Below are 20,809 nucleotides of genomic sequence, written 5' to 3' on the forward strand. Positions count from 1 at the left end.
TAAAAATTTATATCAAACCATTAATTTCTAGCTCCCAATGGAGACTTGCGAGCATGAAATTACAGCTTAATCTGTACATGGTTAGGTGTTTTCATGCCCGCTATTCCCCTGAATTATAGTGAACCTATAACTTGAGTTTCTTCATTTTGATGATTATTCTTTTCTTCAAGATTCGCAGCCAAACCTTCAATGGTAGGTTGCATGAATAATTTTTCTAATGTTAAAGCATAGCCCTGTTCATCGAGTAAATTAATTAATCTGATTGCTTTTAGCGAGTCTCCACCTTGTTCAAAGAAATTATCTTTCACGCTACTATATTCAGTTTCTAATATTTCATTCCAGACCTTTACAACAGCCTGTTCTTCTATTGTGACCGCTTGTCTTCCTGGCTCAACAACTTTAGGGAGACTATAAGCTTTATATTTGGTTAGTTTCTTACGGTCAACCTTGCCGTTAGCTGTTATTGGGAACGCTTCATGAACAAAATAATGATCTGGACACATGTACTTAGGAATAGTATTCTTAACTTTTTCTGAAAACGGTTCAAGCGCAACTGATTTGATCTGCGTTGGTCCTTCCACCATCATTATGTGTTCCCCTAGCCATTTTACGTCATTTCCAGGCCATGCCAATAGGCAATTAAAACCTTCTTCTTTCAATAAATTTTGCCACGCTTCACGATTAAGTAATGGCAATTTTTCAGAACGTCTAAAGTCCTCGAAGTGGTTATAACCTTCTTCAAAAAATACCACAGTGATTAATAGAAGGGCATTATTCTTTACATTTTCTGTTAGAAAAATATGACCGCCAGGCTTTAAAAGACGTTTTAAATAAGTCATTGTATCATTCAAATGATGACTTCTATGCAATGTGTTTTCAGCAATGATAACATCATAATCATGAAGTACAATATCCTGATTATCTGGTGGCGCATTGAAATCAAATTGCGTGAATTTCAAATGTTTTTGAGTTGTCGTTGCCTTTTTTCTATTAATAAAGTCTCTTGATTCATCGCTATAGGTATACTGCCCAGAATCCTTCATTACCGTGGCAAAATTGTCTGTACCTTGTCCAGTTCTTGTTCCAAGCTCTAACACATTCAAATTTCGATTTGGATAGGATTTTGTGAACGTTTCTAGTATCTTCTCAACTAATCCTTCTGTATACTGACTCCATAAATTAAACTGCCCTAATTGTTCAGGCGTTAAGAATCCATGAGAATCTAGTAAATAACCTTTCGCTAATTGCTCACCTTTTAAAATTGCAAGACGCACAAATTGCGACGCGATAAGTTGCTCCTTCAACTGATGGAAGATTGGTTCTGTTTCACCAAGATTAAATTCATTCAGCTTATGATTCATATAGTTCATAGCGCCATCTTTACTGAATTTGACACTGTAACTAGAATGTTTCTCCTCAACAAAACCATAAATTACAAGATAGTCTAGCCAATGCCCCATTAAAGAATCGTACACACTAACAACTGATTTCATTAAATCCTCTTTCGTAAATATATGCCCTTCTGCTTTAAAGATATTTAAAGCATATAAGTCTAAAAACATCATCCCGACACTAATCCATTCAATAGATTCTGTATAGTCTGAGAGCTCGTTGATATTAAACGTTGACACAGATTGCTCTATTTCACTTTTGATTGTCTCGATACTTTCCGTTATATTAATATCTGTTGTTTTCGTTTGAATAAGTTCATTTTGTATGTGCTCATGGAGCTTAAGATGGCCAATTAGCTTATTATCTTGGATTGTTACGACAGCTTGTTGTACGATAGGGAACTTACATAAGTTAGCTTCTATATCTCCTAGCTCTACTCTATGACCACTTATTTTAATTTGTTGATCTTCACGACCTAAAAATTCAATATTGCCATCAGGAAGATACTTAGCAAGGTCACCTGTTTTGTAAATTCGTTCCCCCGTTATCGGATGGTTAAAATAATGCTCTTTCGTTCTTTCAGAATCATTACAATACCCTGTTGATAAACCTATACCGCCAATATATAAGTCCCCCTTCACCCAGACAGGACTATCCTCATACTTCTTATTTAACACATATAATTGTTGATGTGACAGCGATTTACCATATGGTATGCTCTTCCAGTTGGCATCTAGTGAATCCACCATAAAATAGTTAGACCAAATGGAACATTCTGTGGCTCCACCTAAACTTATAACATTTACCCCTTCAAAAATGTCCGTTACTTTTTCTGGTAGGGTTAATGGAATCCAATCTCCGCTTAAAAGAACTGTTTTTAAATAATGATCCTGACCAGCAATTGCAGCAGCTGTTTTATGGTAATCGACTAGCATTTCCATAAAGGTTGGTACAGTATTCCATATCGTAATGCGGTGTTTATGCAATAAATCTAACCAATGCTCTGGGTCTTTCAGTCTCTGAACTTCTGGAATGACCACTGCCCCTCCAGCACTCAGTAAACCAAAGGCATCGTAAACAGATAAGTCAAATGTAAAATTCGATAATGCAATACTTCGGTCAGAGGTTGTCACATTAAGACGTTTATTTATATCTTGAATCGTATTGACGACACTTCGATGCGTTATTTCAACACCTTTAGGTTTACCTGTAGAACCTGAAGTGAAAATAATATAAGCTAAATCATCTGGTTTTACATTTCTAAACGGTAATGTTTTTTCCTTACTAGCAACAATAAGATCTTCAACAATATAAACGTTACTACCTAAGTTACTATATCGACTATACAATGTCTGAGTAGTTACTATACCGTCGATATGTGCTTGTTTCATAATTTGATGTAATCGATCAATTGGAGTATCTACATCTACAGGTAAGTATGCTGCGCCTGCTCTCATAATGCCGAGGGCTGCAACGATTTGCTTCCAACCTTTCTCCATTATTACGAGGACTACCTGTGATTGTATTAGACTAACTGAATAAGCTATATTTTTTGACATAATATCCAATTCTTCATATGAGAGCGTAACAGAAGTATCAATAATAGCCGTATTTTTCCCATTTTCAATACACTGTTTTTCTATTAGACTAACTAATGTTTCTTCTGAGGTCGGTATGATGGCTGCTTGATGAATCGTCTCTCTCTGTTTTGCGTCTGGTAACACTATTAAGGAAGATGATTGTTGCCACGCACCAATACCTTTGCTCAGTTTATCTAATATTTGATTATAAGCATTAAACATTTCGTTAAGTAAACCTTTAGGGAATAGTTCTTCAACACCATCCCAAGATAGGATGAGTTCACCATCTTGCTCGAACACTTGATGATCTAACCAAACTTGAGGTGTTTGAGATGCACCATAAACAATTTTCCCTAAATAGGAGATATCTTCTAAATGATCTTTGTTTACACCGATGCCACTTGTAAAAACAATTGGCATCATAATATCATTAAAACGATTTCTTTCTTTTCTCAATATCCTTTCTACTTCTACACCGCTAACGAGTGTATGTTCAAGATCTTGTAGTAATTGTTTTTGATTATCCTGACAACGCATAATAAAATTGCTTTCATGACGATGATCCATTTTAATTAATACTAACGATGTAAAGTCTCCAACTAATTTATCCACATCTTCGTGTAAAGGCAGACGATTAAAATGAGTTAAGTTTAGCGTAAAATGTTGATGTCTACTATACCTCCCTAATACTTCCGCATAGGCTGTCATAATAACAGTTGACGGCGTCAATTTAAGCTGATGGGCAATTTGCTTTATAACCTTCCATTTTTCCACCGTTAAAACCGCTTGATATCGAGTGAATTTTTGTTCTACTATTTCATTTGGTTGTTTTTCTAATGGTAATTCAGGTGCAGGGGGCAACTTTTTAATGCGTTTTTCCCAGTAGTTCATGTCCTTTTCGTACTGAGTCGATTTTTTCAAATCTGCGAGTGCAATGGCATAGTCTCTAAAGCTAATATTGATGTTTGGTAAGTTATGGGTTGGTGTATTGTATAGTTTGTACCACTCATCAAATAATAGAAAAATGCTATAGCCATCAAATACTGTATTATCGAAGCTAACATGTAATCGTGTCTTTTGGTCTGGATTCAAGCTTGCTTCAATTTCAAATAAAGGCCATTTACATACATTGAACTGACGCTGAGACATCTTATTTCTTGTCAATAGCACACCTTTTTCAAATGCTACTTTGTCTTGATATCTGTAATCATTTATCATAATTCGATATTCTGGCACTTCTTTTAATATTTGCTGAGAAAGTCCATTTTTTAGAACAACAGCCCGCATGATGTCATGACGACGAATTAGTTGATTCCATGCAACAGTAACTGCCTCCATATCCAGTTCGTCACACTCAAGTTCAAAATAGCAATGCGCAGAAACATCACTTAAGTCATATACACCACTTCTTCCCAACCAATACGATTGCTGAATATCCGTTAACGGGAATGGATCATAGAGATGGATTGAATCGCTTTGGATACTAGCAAATGGCGCTGCATCAATTTGCTCTTTATTTGTTTCTACAATTTTTAGTTCTCTAGATATATAATTTGTAAAATCACTAAACTTAGGATGTTTAAAAATAGCTTCCAATGAAGTCGGCATATTAAATTTTTTCTGTAATTGGCTATTAAGTTGGGTCGCAATTAAAGAATCACCACCAAGATGATAGAAATTATCTTCTAGAGAAATATGGTGCTTATCTAAAACTACTTTCCAAAGGTTCGCGATTTCCTGCTCTAAAAAATTCATTGGACGAGTAGGCTCGCTCTGTTCATTTACGCCTATATGGGTGCTTGCTTTTAAAAGCTTTCGATTTAATTTTCCATTCTTCGTGACAGGCATTTTAAGTAACATCGTTACATTTTTAGGTATCATATAATCTGGCAATTGCTCTCTTAAGTAGTTCTCTACTTTTTTTTGATTTAGTTGAACCTTCACTGGTGATGATTGAGCTATAAAAATATGATGAGAATAAAGCTGTGGATCATTGATAACTTTAACATTCGAATAGCCTGATTCGATAAGAACGTCTACCCATTGAGTATCAGATAATAATGGTTGACAGACATCTTTTCTTACATCTTCAAATTGTGTAAAACCGCGTGCTTCAAATCCCGTTGTAATAAGTTGCAGACTATTATTCAACGTATTTTCTGTAGAAATAATTAAACCATCCACATCTAATAACTGTTCAATAAACCGTAGTCCTTCTTGCAAATTTTTCATTCTGTGTAATGCATTGTTAGCAATAATGATGTCATATTTATTGCATTGATACCCTTGCAATACAGGATCCATTTCAGGATCTAAAATAGTAAATTCAACATTTTCTGATAGAATTTTTTCGAACTTGTTTTTAAAATACATGGAAGAATCAGTAATGGTGTAGTGATAATTTAGTCCTGTCAATTGATTCACTATTGCTTCTGTAAATGAACTACTCCTTGCACCTAATTCTAAAATTTGCAACGGTCGTTTCAATTCTTTATTAGCAGTACCAATCATATGAATCATTGTTGTAATCACTTGATTACTTTCCATAGCACCTGGTTCTTCACAAATAACTTCCATCGGTGTTAACGTATCTTCTGAAAATAATAATTCTGTTGGTGACAATTCTCCCTTAATAATGGCTTGGCCACCCTCTATAAAAGGAATGCTGAATTTTTTAATGCTAGGGTAATTTAATATTGATGGCATCTCGCAATCAAATAAATCACATACGTTTTCATATGTTTTTTTATCTGTTGTAGATACTAAATTTAACTTATGTAAAAACCTAAACCACTGATTAATAAGTTCATAATTCTTAGCATCTATATTTCGTTCATCTAATGTCTGTTTTAAATGATAAACATCTCCTTTTTTAATAGGAAAACCTACTTGTTTTAGGATGAATGTAATACCATAACATGTTAACTGATCCATTTCTGTTATAAATGATCGCATTGCTTCTGACTGATTTATATCATGGGCACTAAACCTTTTTGAAACAGATTCCATCATCTTTCGTACAAGCTTAGGTATGTCTGAAGAAGTTGAATGGATATCAAAAAGATCATCATAACCTTTAGCAGTGATAAAAGCATGAAGACTATTTCCGTTCTTCTTTTTAGTTGCCAATACAACAGCATCTTTAATACTTTTATTACTTTTCAAGTTTCTCTCAATCTCACCTAGTTCAATGCGATGTCCACTTACTTTGATTTGTTCATCCTTACGACCTAAAAATTCTAAAATACCGTCTTCTGAATACCTGCCATAATCTCCAGTCCGATACCACCTTTCCCCGTTGACGTATACAAACTGATTTTTGGTTTGTTCCTCATTTCCTTTATAACCTGCTGCAATACTTTTGCCACCTATCCATAATTCACCGACTACTTGATTTGGACAATCTTCTCCTCTTTCGTTGACAACACGATATTTTTGATTTGGTAATGGATATCCGTATGGAATACTAGATAACTCACATGTTTCATCTTTTTTTACTTGATAATAATTGGACCAAATTCCTCCCTCAGTAGCTCCCCCCATAGCTATTAGTGTGCCATTAGGAGTTTTAGCTTTCATTTGCTTTACTAAATCCGGTTTAATCCAATCCCCTGAAAGGTAAACAAATTTAATTGATGGTAGGTTTTTCTCTTTTTCTTCTAGTTCTGCACACAATATTTCAAATAGAATAGGCACAGAATTCCACAGCGTTACATTAAATTCTTCAATATATGATACCCACTTATCTGCACTACGAACTTCATGTTCACTAAGTAAAATGAGTTGACCACCAACAGCAAGTAATCCAAACATATCGTAAACGGATAAGTCAAATTCATTTGCAGAAACTGCTAACACGCTATCTGAAGAATCAATTCGATTTAATTGATTAACCGCATGAATCGTATTCCATGCAGCTTCATGAGTCATTTCTACACCTTTTGGCACTCCTGTAGAACCTGAAGTAAAAATGATATAGGCGGTTGAAGTTGGATCGTATATTACTTCAGTACTCTGTGGACACTTTTCAGCATCAGCAAAAGATAAAAAGGTAATGCCGCAGTTATCGTCCAATTGAAGATGATCTGTCAAAACAACACGTATATTTGCTGCTTGATAAATCTTATTTCTTCGAGACAATGGTTGCTTCAGACCAATTGGAACATATACTGCACCAGCGGCTAAAATTCCAAAGATTGCAGCTATTTGATCCATGCCTCGTTCCATCAGTACACCTACTACATCGCCTTTTTCTATACCGTTATTTTTTAAGTATTGTGCGAATCTAAGTGCTTTTTCTTTCAAAGCACCATAAGATAACGACATATTAGTAGGAGGAGAAATCAATGCAATATCATCTGGAGATCGTTGAGCATGCTCAAAAAATGGAGCATGCAAACAAGTTGGTTCAATCTCCATTTCTGTTATCACATTTTTCCTTATGTTTTGTTGTTTTGCTATAGGAATATGTAAAGGAATTGACCAATCCTCAGTATTTGATACGTGTTCAACACTCTGTTTAAAACTTTCAAACATCTCATTTAATATGTGGGGTCTAAAAACGTCATCTAAACTATCCCAAATTAATAATAGGCCATTGTCTTGCTCAAAAACTTGAAAATCTAACCAAACTTGTGGTGTTTGTGAAATCATATAATGGATATCACCAAATATTTCGACAAATTCTTCATTCAATAAAGGTGAACCGATATTGCATGAAAAAACAACCGGTGCAATTTGTTGTTCACTGGAATGCAGACGAACAAAATCTCTTTGAACATCAACACCTGAGTAAGACGTATATTGCATATCTGTATGAAATTGTGTTTGAATAGTTTGCACGTCATGTAAAAATGATCTTTGTTTCTTTAAATCGACTTCTAATAACAGTAGAGTAGTAAAGTCGGCTACTACTTCTTCGATATTTAATGTTTCAGATGGTTTTCGATTGAATAACGGAACATTTATTAAAAAATGATCATTTTCACTCCATCTATTTAGAATATGACTATAAATAGTTAACAATGCCATAGCCGGTGTTACACCAGCTTTTGAAGAAACATATTGTAACTTTTTCCATAACTCCGCATTTAAAAAGTAAGATCGTCGATTAAATTTAGAATTTATTTCTGACTTATTTGAAACAGGTAATAGTGGTTTAGTTGGTAATGTTGCTAATCTTTTTGACCAATAAGCCTTTGCCTCTGATATCTCTTTTTTATTTTCTTCATTTTTTTCAACCAAATATGTTGCAAAGTTCCATTCAAGAGGTGCTTGTGGTTGAATATTTCTATTGTATAAGGCTACTAAATCTCTTAATATAATTTGATAACTTTGAACATCTGCTATTAAAAGATCGATATCGAAAAACAATCGTCCTTTATTTTCAGGTAATAAAGTGATTTGTAATTCTGCTACTTGCCCTTCTTCAATTTTTAACAATCTATGAGATGTTTCATTCCGCATCTCCTCTAAATGTTGTTTAATTTGATATTCATCTGCTATTCGGTAGTCATGAATAATTAAAGACCTTACTTGTGTTTTTGGCGAAATATACTGTTTACCATCTGGCGTAAATACGGATCTTAGCATAGGATGATGCTCTTGTAGTCTCATCCAAGAGGTAGCTAGTTTTTCTGTATCTATATCTCGAACATTAATCTCTAAGTATCCATGACAACCTACATTACCAAGGTACTGGCCGTCGTAGCGTCCTACAAAATAAGCATGTTGAACTTCTGTTAATGAGAAAGGTTGATACATATCTACATTTTCTATTTCAACTTTACGTTGTAGGTGTTCTCCAGTTAGTGAATGCTCTATAAATAATTGTTTCCAATCTTTTAAATAAGGATTTTTTATCAATTGTTCAAAAGTTAATCGATATCCTAATTTTTTACTTACATTAATCAGTTTCATCAATTGAATGGACGATAATCCCATATGAAGCAAATTTTCATCCTCTTCTATTTCCGACCCATGATTCAACATACTACATACTGCGTCTTTAAATGTTTGCCATTTTAATAAGGCCTCTGCTTGATTCATTGAAGTTCCTCCTACTCTAAATATTGTGCGACTAATTTTTTCTTGTCAGACTTTCCTACATTTATATAGGGTATAGCGTCTACATATACTAATTGATCCGGGAGTTTATAATGTGTAACACCAATATCTATCAAAAATTTACACAGTTCAATCAAGGACAGTTCCCTGTCTTTTTTAACAACAAATGCACATATTCGTTCACTTAACTCCATATCGGCAACGCCTACTACGGAAGCATCTATAATTTCATCATGTTCTAGAAGATAGCTTTCCACTTCACTAGGTATTACGTTTTCTCCAGCCCTATTAATCTGCTCCTTTACCCTTCCAAGAATTTGAATATTTCCTTTACTCGTTACGCGCGCCTTATCTCCTGTTTTTAAAAAACCATCTTCTGTAAAGCTCATCCTATTAATTTCAGGAGATTTAAAATAGCCTAAGAATGTATACGGCCCTTTTTGAATAAGTTCACCTGGCTCACCTGGAGAAACTTCATTATTATTCTCGTCAACTATTTTGAATTGATCTCCCTTAGAAATCGGTCTCCCTTGACATGAAATAATCGTCTCAATATCATCATTTGGGGAAGTAAAGCAGGTAATTCCCTCACCAAGTCCATAACCTTGTATTAACTTACATTCAAACTGTTTAATCAATTGTAGTGCTAATTGTTTTTCTAACTTAGCCGCTCCTAATAAAATATAGTCAATGGACGATAAATCAGCATGTTCTTCCAAAGCTAAAGATTCCACCCATAAATTTGCAATGACAGGTACGATTGACGTAAAAGTGACTCGCTCTTTTTCTATCCAGTCGAGTACTTCGTCAAATGTACTCGTTGAACTTAGAACAACTTTACCTCCTTTACATAAAGTCCCCATTACTCCGGGTGAACAAAGAGGATAATCATGTGCAATGGATAATACAGCGAGATAAGTACTTTTTTGAGTCACACGACAATGGTCTGCTGCAGCTTTAGCATTATATAAGTAGGCAGTATGCAATTTTGGGATGACTTTTGGTGTACCTGTAGTGCCACCTGAAAGTAAAAATAGAGCGATTTCTTTATAAGAGGATTGATGTTCCATCAAATCATTATTTTGTTCGCGCATCTCAGACTCTATATCTTGTAAAGAAATAAATGTTTCATTAGATTCATCCGTAATAATTAGGGAAATACTCGACTGTTCTTTTGCTACTTTCATAGCCATGGATTTATAATCATGACCAAGAAAAGATGATGGAATAATCATCGCTACTGGTTCCGTTAATTTAGAGATATTCGTAATGTCTTTTTCTCTATGTGTCGGCAATAACAGGATTGGCCTTGCACCAATAATAAATAAGGAAAAACATACCTTTACAAAATACATATTGTTCGGTAATTGTACGAGTACATTGTCTCCTTTTTTAATGCCTTTAGCTATTAACCCTTGTCCTAGTAAATTCGCTGATTGATACAATTCCTCATAAGTTAAAGATCCAGTTTGGTCTACTAGAGCAACTTTACCTTTGTATTCATCGGCCCAATTTTTTAATGCATCTGCTAAAGATAATTGTTCAAGGTAGCCAGCATTTTCATAGTGCTCCACAAACTTCGTAATCATATCTTCTGTTTGTATTTTGTACATTTTTTTTAACCTCCAGTACGACAATATCTGAATTTAGTAAATGCTTCTTGGCAATATATAAATGTTCTTGATGGAGTAGTTCTTCATATTCTTTTTCAGTTCTCTCCTTGCCATTACATAATGCCCAGATATGCATATCACCTAAAAATGCGGGTAGTGTTTGTTTAGTCACTTTTTCAGGAAGTAATTTTTCTATAATAAACAAGACATTTTCATCTGTCATAACGTCCGCAATATTTCGTAGTATTAAACTTACTTTATGATCATCCCAATCATGTAGAATCCTAGATAATACATAAACATCCGATTGATGTTCAATTGGTAAAAAGAAGTCTCCTTCAACAAATCGACAACGTTCTTTTAAACGATGAGTGTGAATTGTTTGTTCGGCTTCTTCCCTTATATAGTCCTTGTCAAGAATGATGCCCTCAGCATAAGGAAACCCCTCTAAAAGTTGCACCATTACATCTCCAGCACCACCTCCTATATCAATAATTTTCTTAATTTCATCGATATTTCTTGTTTCGCATAATAGATTTAAATTTAACTGCATACTTGCTTGACGCATCATTTGATTAAACGTACTTAATCGATCATGACTCATCGCATTTACTTCAAAAAATGCTTCTCCCTCCATGAGCTCAATGGGAGAGCTATTTCTTTTTAATGCATCATAAAAATAACCCCATGCTTTCATACAAATGCGTCCATTAAATAGAATCATTGCTGCCATTGATTCTTCGCTATCTTGAGATAATTTATCCCCTAAAGACGTTGAAGAATATTGAGCATCCACCTGTTTAACAAATTCCATTGCTACAAGTACCTTCATAAATCGCTCTAATAACGAATGAGAAAGTTGTAGTTTTGTAGCCAGTTGATGACTCGTCATGCTTTTTTTATACAATGCATTAAATATGCCTAATTCCACCGCGCTATATACGACATACGATTGTGAATAGCCTTGTATCATGTTAATGATTTTCATTTCCTCTACATCCACATTAATTCTCCCCTGTAATTGAGATATATTCCGTTCTTAATAGTTGATTAAAGAGCTCTTCAATATTTACAATTGATTGTGCGAAGTGGCACCCTTTTTTATTTGCTAGGCCTATTTCTAGCATTTGCATAGCTACACAAGCAGCCACAACACCAGAGCAATAGTTCCAATTGGTATTACTCATTAACCAAGTTGTTAGCCTCTTCCCTTTTTCCTCCAATACAACATAAATAATGAATCCTTCATTTTCATCTTGTAAATTGAAGGAATTAATCAATCGATTAGCAGAAGCTCGCTTTTCATCTTCGGTCTTAAATTGCTGCATGGCCTTTATCATAATGAAATCACTAAGTATTTTCGTTGTTGGGAAGGTATTATAAAAATAGGCATCGGCAATCTTGTACTCTTTTAAACAGGCAATAAATTCTTCACTCATAATCGGTAAGGTATATACTTGATTAAACGGTGTTGGTAATTGTTTTTGGCTACCTATCTCCGAAGTTAATTTCTTTATTTCATCGTTACTGTAATAGGACATTCCATAGCCTTCATCTTTTTCTAGGCTTGATACAATGTCATAAGCCCCTGTTTCAGAAAAGGTACCTTTACCAGCAAAATAACAACTAATATGATCAACGGTTTCCTTGCTTTGTTGTAGCAAAAATGCTACAAACATTTCAGTCAAACCTGGATACACACCAGCTGAAAGAGCAAGTGTTGTGGCGCTGTCATGCTTAATAAAAGCTTCCTCTATCGCCTTTTTCATCGTCTTATCCCCAGATACATCGATATAGTTCGTGTTCGTTTGCATACAAGCATTTGCTACACGATCAAGGACAATGGAAGAAGGTCCAACTGCATTAATGACTAAATCACAGCGATTGCAAAATGAAACTATATTTTCTTCATCAAAAACATCGACAACTTTATATACAATAGCTTCTGACTCTTGACCATACTTCTCTATTAGCTTGTCTATCTTTCTACTTCCAAGTAATAATTGATATTGACTGCTTTTTAATAACGTTTCGACAACTCCTACACCTACTTGACCTGTTGCACCAACAATTCCTATCGATTTTTTATTCATGATGATTTATACTCCCAATTCGTTTATTGATTGGATCTAGTAGTCTTTCAGCAACTTTACATGCATTATCTTCCTCTTCAATACATGTAATATGGTTCCCTTCAATTGGTATTTCTTCAAATTCCCCAATGCATAGTTCTTTCCAAAAATTCAATGTATCTTGTTGATTCGTGAAGATGAAGTCCATTTCTTCTTTTGCAGCTAAATAACGAATATCACCAAAATAAGCCATTGGTCGTACATTTGATCCTTTAAAACTTTGTAAATAAATGTTGTAGTATCCTTCCAACATTTCATCCGGAACTATTTCACCAGTCCTCTGTTCAATTGCTGCCCTATAATCTTTAAATCGTTGTTTTCTACTTAATTGCGATAATTTCTTTATAAATTGGTAGACCGTTTTATATTTTGTATCATTTTTTAGCTCTTCAAGACTTGATGCACTTAGACTTTCATTGTTTTTATAAAAAACATATATAATAGCATCCATTAATTCTTTATTTGTTGCTCCTTCGTATACGTCTTCAACAGTAATGTAGAAGTTTGTAATAAAAATTAATTCTAAAGGTATTGAATCTTCAATATCATACAAAACAGGAGCACTATCAATTAATGTAAAGTCAAGAATTTCAATACCTCTTTCCATTAATCTTCTTGCGATTTCAAGTGCTATAAGTCCACCCATACAATAGCCTATCAATTGAACTTGACTTGGTTCTCTATTTACTATTTGTAAGACATAATCGTCTGCTAAACTCTCAATTAGTATTGAAGAATCAATAGCTAAATATTGATTTATGTCTTGAACGGAGATACTTACAACTGTACCAATAGTTTGTTTTGCTAAATGTTTGTTCAAATATTTGAAAGCATTCATCGTCCCTAACCCTGCATGTACGACAATACGTAAAGGATCTCCATGTGAAGACGATTCTTCTTTTAATAAGCCTATCGATTTAGAATTGTTTATTTCTACAAATAGGTCTGAATCATCCGTTTCTCTAACAGAATATTGAAGTAATTTCTGAGCAAGTGATTCCATTATCGGCTCATTTAGAAGTTGTCTGAGAATAAAATCAAATGTTACATCTCTAAATTGATTATCATTCTCAATGTTTTTTTTTATTTTTCCTGCTAATTGAGATAATGTTAAAGAATCTGCACCATAATCGTATAAATTTTTACTCACTTGAATGTGATCTACATCTAACACTTCACTTGCTAAATGAATGAGTATTTCTTCGAATTGATTTCGCATTCCAGTTTGTTCAACTTCTATTTCATCATCTTTTGTACTTTCCGCAACTAGTAGTTGTACTTGATTTTTAATGTACTGGCGGTCTAATTTAGCGTTAGCATTTAATTGAAGATCGGAAACAATAAATATTTTTACTGGCACCATATATTGTGGTAATAAATTTGCAAGATAGTTTATTACATCATTACTATGAACGTTTTTATAGCTATCGGAATCCAATTTAACAACCGCATAAAGATGTTTATCATCAAGTACGACAACACATGAGGTATCAATTAGCTCATTTTTATTTAATAATGATTCTATTTCCCCCAAATTAACGAGATTTCCTTGTAGCTTCACTTGATTATCAAGACGCCCTATAAATTCTATTTCCCCATTATCAATATATCTTCCAAAGTCACCTGTTTTATATAATCTTTCTTGTTTAACATTTGTAATAAAACGCTCCTTCGTTATTTCAGGATTATTGTAGTATCCTTGTGCAAGGCTTTCGCCGCCAATATATAATTCTCCACGGACCCAATTCGGACAATCATCATCATTTTCATCCAAAATATAAAACCGTTGATTAGCTAATGGGTATCCATAAGGTATTGATTCTTTATCAAAGTCTTCTTCACAACATACGTGATAGTTTGACCAGATGCCCGCTTCTGTTGCGCCGCCCAAGGCAATGATGCCACTTTTCGGAAAAACAGATGAACACTGTTTAATCATTTTAGGTGGTACCCAATCACCAGATAACAAAATGGTTTTCATTGTATTGATATTTATCTGCTCTATTTCATCAACATTTAGAAGCATTTTCATAAGTGCTGGTACTGTATTCCACAGTGTTATCTTCTTTGTTTTGATACACTCTAGCCAGTGATCAGCATCATATAGGTGTCCTTGTTCAGGATAAACAATCGTACCACCAACGGATAATAAACCAAAAATGTCATAGACTGAGAGGTCAAAATTGAGTTTTGATAATGCCAGAACACTATCATTACTCGTAATACAAAATCGTCTATTAATATCTTCAATTGTATTCATTGCTGAGGCATGGGACATGGCTACACCTTTTGGTTCTCCGGTTGAACCAGAAGTGAAAATAATGTAAGCGAGAGCGTCTGAATCCCCTTCATAAACGTCATATAATGATGTTTCAACTTCTTCTAATTGATTGTAGAGTATTAGTTGTTCCTTTAAGCTGTCATATATTGGATCAAGTCCATCAACTAAAATGGCCGTTACTTGACTTTGATCGATTATTTTTTTTATTCGCCTAATCGGCTGTGCCTTGTCAATTGGAACATAGACTGCGCCTAAAGATAATAGTGCTAACACACTAGTAACTTGATATACAGATTTATCGGAGATGATCGCTACTTTAGTGCCTTCTTTCACCTGATACTGTTTAAGTAAGGCTCCCAATTTATACACCATGTCGCGCAGTTCTTGATATGTATAATGATGATCACCATCGATAATCGCTATTTTATTTGGCTGTAGCGATGTTTGTTCAAAAAATCCTTGGTGTAACAGCCGCTTTGGTACGTTACTATTTGTAGTTTTATTTACTCTTTCCCTGACTTTAATTTGTTCATTTGGCAATGTAATTAATGACGTCGATTCCCACGCTTTATCATCATGCACTAATCTTAATAAGGCTGTTTCAAATGATGAAAACATATCATGAATTAAATTAGGAGGAAAAACGCCTTTTCTCACATCCCAGTTCACCCGTAAGCCATTGTCATCATTCATAACTTGGCAATCAATAAATACTTGTGGTGTTTGACTAATACCGTATTCATTCATTTTCCCTATTTGACCTTGTGAATCAACTAGGTTAATGGCACTCGTAAAAACAAATGGCATAAAAGCGTGAGCTTGACCTTTCTTTCTTGTAAGTTCCCTCAACACCTCTACTCCCGAAAAGCTACTATGATCTAAATCACGAAACAATTGTTGTTGTACGTCATTCACATCACTCATAAACGACGTGCGTGTATTGCTAAAGTCAACCTCTGTTAAATTAATGGATGTAAAATCACCAACAATACGGTTAACATCTGGATGGACAGGTAATCTATTTAAAAGAATAAGATTGATGATAAAATGCTTGTTTACACTCCATTTAGCTAAACATTGACTATATAAGGTGAACAACACACTCGTAGCCGTTTTACCCTTATTAGAAATAGAGACTTTTAATTTATCCCAATCGCCTTTTTTTAATTGGATAAAATAACGTTCAAAGGATTTCTCGTCTTGTACTAATGGTAATTTAGGTAATGTTGGTGAAGTCGGGAAATCCATTACTCTGTTAAGCCAATAATCACTATCTTCTTTATATTTATTTTGATATCTCCTAGCTTCTTCTAACTTCACATACTCTTTAAAAGTAAAATCATTTTCAGGTAATGTTACGTTTTCATTAAAATAAAGTACTTCAAACTCTTGAATCAATATCCAAATACTTGCCCAATCAACAATTAAAAAATCAAAAGACACATGCATAGTTGTCCCCTGCAATCTTTTACTCAATGCAATATCAAATAGCGGCCAACATTCTGGAGAATATCTTTTATTGCCCAACTCTTGTCTGATTGTATTTAGACGATTACAGTCATCAATACCATTAGTAGTCAAGTCTTCATGATATATTTCTAATCTCGGTATTTCTTCCAATACACTTTGGTATCCGCTTTGATTCATTGTAGTTCTTAACATCTCATGACGACTTATCAATGACATCCACACATGCTCGACTTTTTCCTTATCTAGATGTGGATAATCGAGCTCCATATAAATATGACTAGATACTCCTCCATATTCGAAACTATCCATACTCCCTACTAAATAAGCTGATTGAATAGGCGTTAATGGAAACGTATTGTCTTTTCCCTCGTGTTCTAACACATCGATTAACTTTTCTTTATAAGTTTTAAGAAACGTCATGATTTCTTCTGTTAATTGATCTTTTCCTGCCTTGAAATTTAACTTACCATCGCTAGTCCATAGTTCTATCCCTTGTGCGTTTAATTTGTATATTTCATTTTTTAAGTTTTTCAACGTTTTGCTCACTTAAAACCTCACCTTTTTTCTCAAGTAATATGTATTCTTTGTTCATCAAATTTGCCCCATGTAGTAACTGGGGGTCAATCTTTTCTAATAATCCTTCGATTGTAATGCTGTCTATTTTGAATACAGTATCCACATTGACATTCAACTTTACATTGTCTTTCAAAATTGCATTTAACACTTCCGATGAATCTTTTGTGCAACTAATCGACATCGAGTGGATATATTTAGACCCATTTGAATGATGGATATGTTTAGGCCTTTGAGGTGTACTATACGCTGAAACAACAAAAGGTAATTCCCTAGGAGACATTGAGAAAAATCCGTAAGTTACAATTTCTCCTGTCGGCTTCTTCCTCCTACCGTTCAGCACTTTAGAAGTTCTAATTCCTAAATTATTTATTTCTTTCCTAACTACCTGTAAATTATCTTGCTTAGCTATATCTTCTTTATATCCTTCTAAAGCAAAATCTATTAAGCCTTCCCGTTGATCCATCCATTTCATCCAACGCTCGTGCATCGAATTTCCATAAATGATACCTAGAGGAACACTAATAGGTGACATAAACCATTTCATTTCAAACAATTCAATAAAAGGACCTTGTTCAAACCATATAAAAGCATTAAGTGAATTTTTGGGGTTCCTCCCCCACTCAACTTGAAATCCAGCCTTTTCGAAATTACTAACAGCCTTTTTAATATTGTTCACTCTGCATTGGATATGACTGATTTTTAACAAATAAATTCCACACTTTCTAATATATTTTAGAATATGGTAAACTTAACGAACTAATTGATAATGAATATCATTTTCACTCGTTTATATTAAATACTAAAATATTCTAAAAATAATTACAATAGTATATATTAGTTATTTTTATTAACTATTTTCCATTTTTAATTATTAGTTGACATTGATAATCATTATCAAATATACTCGATTTGGATATACCCTAAATATTCCAAATGACAAATCAATTTTTATTTCTTATTTTGAAAGGAGTAACTACTATGCAAAAAAAAATTGCATTACGGACAGAAGACTTTATGACAGTTGGAATTTATACGAGTATTTATTTCGTTATTCTATTTGTAATCTCGTTACTAGGTTACATGCCCATTTTTAATGCTATCTTACCTGTTCTAATTGGCATTTTTGGTGGAGTTCCATTTATTTTGTTTTTAGCAAAATCTGAAAAGTTCGGCATGATTACCTTAAGTGGGGTTATATGTGGATTAATTATGATGTTGATGGGTGGAAATGGTTTCTATCCTCTTCTAGCTGGGCTGATCTGTGGCCTTATTGCTGACGTACTTTTTATAAAGCTTAGATCAAATTCTTTCACTATATCTCTCTCATATGCTGTGTTTAGTTTATGGACAATTGGCATGTACCTTCCTATTTACATTCATAGAACAACTTATTTTTCTAATATTACCGCTCAATATGGTGTTGAGTATGCAAATACATTAAACAGTTACATTCCCGATTGGACATTATTTCTTTTCATTTTTGTGACATTTATTGCAAGTCTTATAGGAGGCGCAATTGGTACGAGACTTTTATCAAAGCATTTTATGAAATCGGGGATTGTGTAAATGGAACGAAGCAACTTTCAGATAGATCCAAGGACCAAATTATTGTTGACACTTACTATCAACATTGTCACAGTGAGTGCTCCCCAAAGCGGTTGGTTCCAATACATACTTCCAATCTTATGGTTTATTCCAGTTATTTTATTGTTCATTTATCAAAAATATAAGGCAGCATCTTATTATCTGATTTTACTGTTGTCTGTATCAATCTTTCAGTTTACTATAGCTCCTTATTTACATGGTTTTATTTTTTATCTGTCACTAGGGATAATCTCCATTTCCTTACGATTACTTCCCGGTATCATGATGGGCTATTTTTTATTGTCTACTACGTCTATAAGTGAGCTTATTGCAGCGATGGAGACATTACATTTCCCTAAAGGTTTAATTATTGCACTATCTGTTATGTTTCGCTTTTTCCCCACACTCAGTTATGAGTATCTATATATTCAGCAGGCAATGGCATTCCGTGGGCTGACAGGACCCTCCGTTTTATTTCGTCCCATAAAAGCAATGGAATATCGTCTAATTCCGCTCATGGTGTCCGCCTCAAAGATTGGGAATGAATTAACGATGACATCATTAACACGTGGATTATCCGCGCCAGTAATGAGAACAAATGTATGCCAGCTTCATTTTTACGCGCAAGATTTTTTGTTGATCTTCATAAGTATTTTAATATGGTTAGTATTCTTTTGGGAGGTCCTTTTATGATTCGACTCAAGAATGTTTCATTTCAATATAGCAATCAAACAAAAATGACATTACGAGATATTAATTTAAATATCTCACAAGGCGAAGTAATTGTACTATGTGGTAAATCCGGTTGCGGAAAAACAACAATTACAAGATTATTGAACGGTCTTATCCCCCATTACATAGGTGGACATTTGGAAGGTTCAATACTTTTGGATAATGAAATCATTCAAGATTTGGAGATTCATGAAATTGCTAAACGCACCGGTTCAGTCTTTCAAAATCCTAAAACACAATTTTATAACATCGATACCGATAGTGAGCTTGTCTTTACGGTAGAAAACTTTGGATTGCCGTCAGAGAAAATACTCGATAGAAAAGCTGCAATCGTTGAACAGCTTGGCCTACATCCTCTTTTAAAACGGAATTTGTTTCATCTATCAGGTGGTGAAAAACAGCTTATAGCATGTGCATCTGTTGCTATTCATGATCCCCCAGTTATCATCCTTGATGAACCCTCAGCGAATTTGGATGATGAAGCAACAACAAAACTAAGAGAGATGATTGTTTTTTGGAAACGTCAAGGTAAGACCATTATTATATCTGAACATCGACTTCATTACTTAAAGACACTCGCTGACCGATTTGTTCTAATGGAAGAAGGTAAAATTAAACATATCTTTCTACAAAACGAGTTGCTCAATATGTCTAATGAGGTGCTTTATCAGCTTGGTCTTCGAGCTATTCATCTAGAAGAATTGGTATCTCAACAGACTTCCCCTTTCAATCAGAGCTCACATTTTAAAGCTGATGCACTCACTCACTTCAATCATGATTTTCAACTTAATATAAAAGAGTTCGATCTTCCGTTTCCAACAATATTTGCTGTTACTGGTCACAATGGAGCAGGTAAATCAACGTTTGCTAAATCTTTAACAGGCCTCTACAAGAAATCCTCTCCTAGATTTCAAATAAACAAAATGATATATAAGAAAAAACAGTGCTTTAAAGCAAGTAGTATTGTGATGCAGGATGTACATCATCAATTATTTACAGAAAGTGTTTTATCAGAAATCCTTCTTTCCATGCCTGAACCTAATGAAAGCCAGGCGCTTGAGCTGTTGTCTCTACTGGATGTCATTCAATTTAAAGATGCTCATCCTATGTCGCTATCCGGTGGTGAAAAACAGCGTGTAGCCATACTTTCAGCAATTGCAGCAGATAAACAACTGATTATTATGGATGAACCGACAAGTGGACTCGATTATCATCATATGAAACAATTTGCTGATTGCATGAACGTTTTACGAAATCAAAACAAGCAAGTATTCCTTATAACCCATGACCCTGAGATGATTTCGCTCTGTTGTGATGGAACAATTGAATTGGCTCATGGCACTATCAAGAAAATAACAATATTCAACGAACAAAGGATGTGAA

9 protein-coding genes are annotated in these 20,809 nt (G+C 34.2%); 3 read left to right on the forward strand and 6 right to left on the reverse strand.

Features of this window, described 5'->3' with window-relative positions:
• Positions 1–113: 113 nt before the first annotated feature.
• From ACQKOF_RS07400 to ACQKOF_RS07425, 6 genes are read right to left on the reverse strand one after another with little or no spacing between them, the layout of a single operon-like run.
• A complete protein-coding gene (locus ACQKOF_RS07400) occupies positions 114–9,020 on the reverse strand; it encodes an amino acid adenylation domain-containing protein (protein WP_427555045.1) in 8,907 nt (2,968 codons plus the stop codon).
• An 11-nt stretch (positions 9,021–9,031) separates the two neighbouring features.
• Positions 9,032–10,651, reverse strand: a complete 1,620-nt coding sequence (locus ACQKOF_RS07405) for a (2,3-dihydroxybenzoyl)adenylate synthase (protein WP_427555047.1) — start codon at positions 10,649–10,651, stop codon at positions 9,032–9,034.
• Positions 10,599–11,654 (reverse strand): methyltransferase, encoded by a 1,056-nt coding sequence (locus tag ACQKOF_RS07410; RefSeq protein WP_427555049.1) that lies wholly within the window; start codon positions 11,652–11,654, stop codon positions 10,599–10,601. Before ACQKOF_RS07410 ends, ACQKOF_RS07405 begins: the two co-directional genes overlap by 53 nt.
• A 1-nt stretch (position 11,655) precedes the next feature.
• Positions 11,656–12,744 carry a saccharopine dehydrogenase NADP-binding domain-containing protein gene (locus tag ACQKOF_RS07415; protein ID WP_427555051.1) on the reverse strand — a complete coding sequence of 363 codons (1,089 nt, stop codon included), beginning with the start codon at positions 12,742–12,744 and terminating at the stop codon, positions 11,656–11,658.
• Positions 12,737–17,080 (reverse strand): amino acid adenylation domain-containing protein, encoded by a 4,344-nt coding sequence (locus ACQKOF_RS07420; protein WP_427555053.1) that lies wholly within the window; start codon positions 17,078–17,080, stop codon positions 12,737–12,739. Before ACQKOF_RS07420 ends, ACQKOF_RS07415 begins: the two co-directional genes overlap by 8 nt.
• Positions 17,049–17,816 (reverse strand): VOC family protein, encoded by a 768-nt coding sequence (locus ACQKOF_RS07425; protein WP_427555055.1) that lies wholly within the window; start codon positions 17,814–17,816, stop codon positions 17,049–17,051. Before ACQKOF_RS07425 ends, ACQKOF_RS07420 begins: the two co-directional genes overlap by 32 nt.
• A 272-nt stretch (positions 17,817–18,088) precedes the next feature.
• On the opposite strand from ACQKOF_RS07425, the gene ACQKOF_RS07430 reads away from it, so the two are divergent.
• The 3 genes from ACQKOF_RS07430 to ACQKOF_RS07440 are packed head-to-tail and all read left to right on the forward strand — an operon-like array spanning position 18,089 to position 20,808.
• The gene (locus tag ACQKOF_RS07430; protein WP_427555057.1) at positions 18,089–18,676 is read left to right on the forward strand and encodes an MptD family putative ECF transporter S component; all 588 of its coding nucleotides are present in this window, start codon (positions 18,089–18,091) and stop codon (positions 18,674–18,676) included.
• Positions 18,677–19,387, forward strand: coding sequence for an energy-coupling factor transporter transmembrane component T (locus ACQKOF_RS07435; RefSeq protein ID WP_427555059.1), 711 nt, complete (start codon positions 18,677–18,679; stop codon positions 19,385–19,387).
• Entirely contained in the window at positions 19,384–20,808 is a 1,425-nt protein-coding gene (locus ACQKOF_RS07440) for an ABC transporter ATP-binding protein (RefSeq protein WP_427555061.1), read from the forward strand. Before ACQKOF_RS07435 ends, ACQKOF_RS07440 begins: the two co-directional genes overlap by 4 nt.
• Position 20,809: the final 1 nt, after the last annotated feature.

This window comes from Lysinibacillus sp. NPDC093190 (assembly GCF_050280425.1).
Classification (GTDB): domain Bacteria; phylum Bacillota; class Bacilli; order Bacillales_A; family Planococcaceae; genus Lysinibacillus.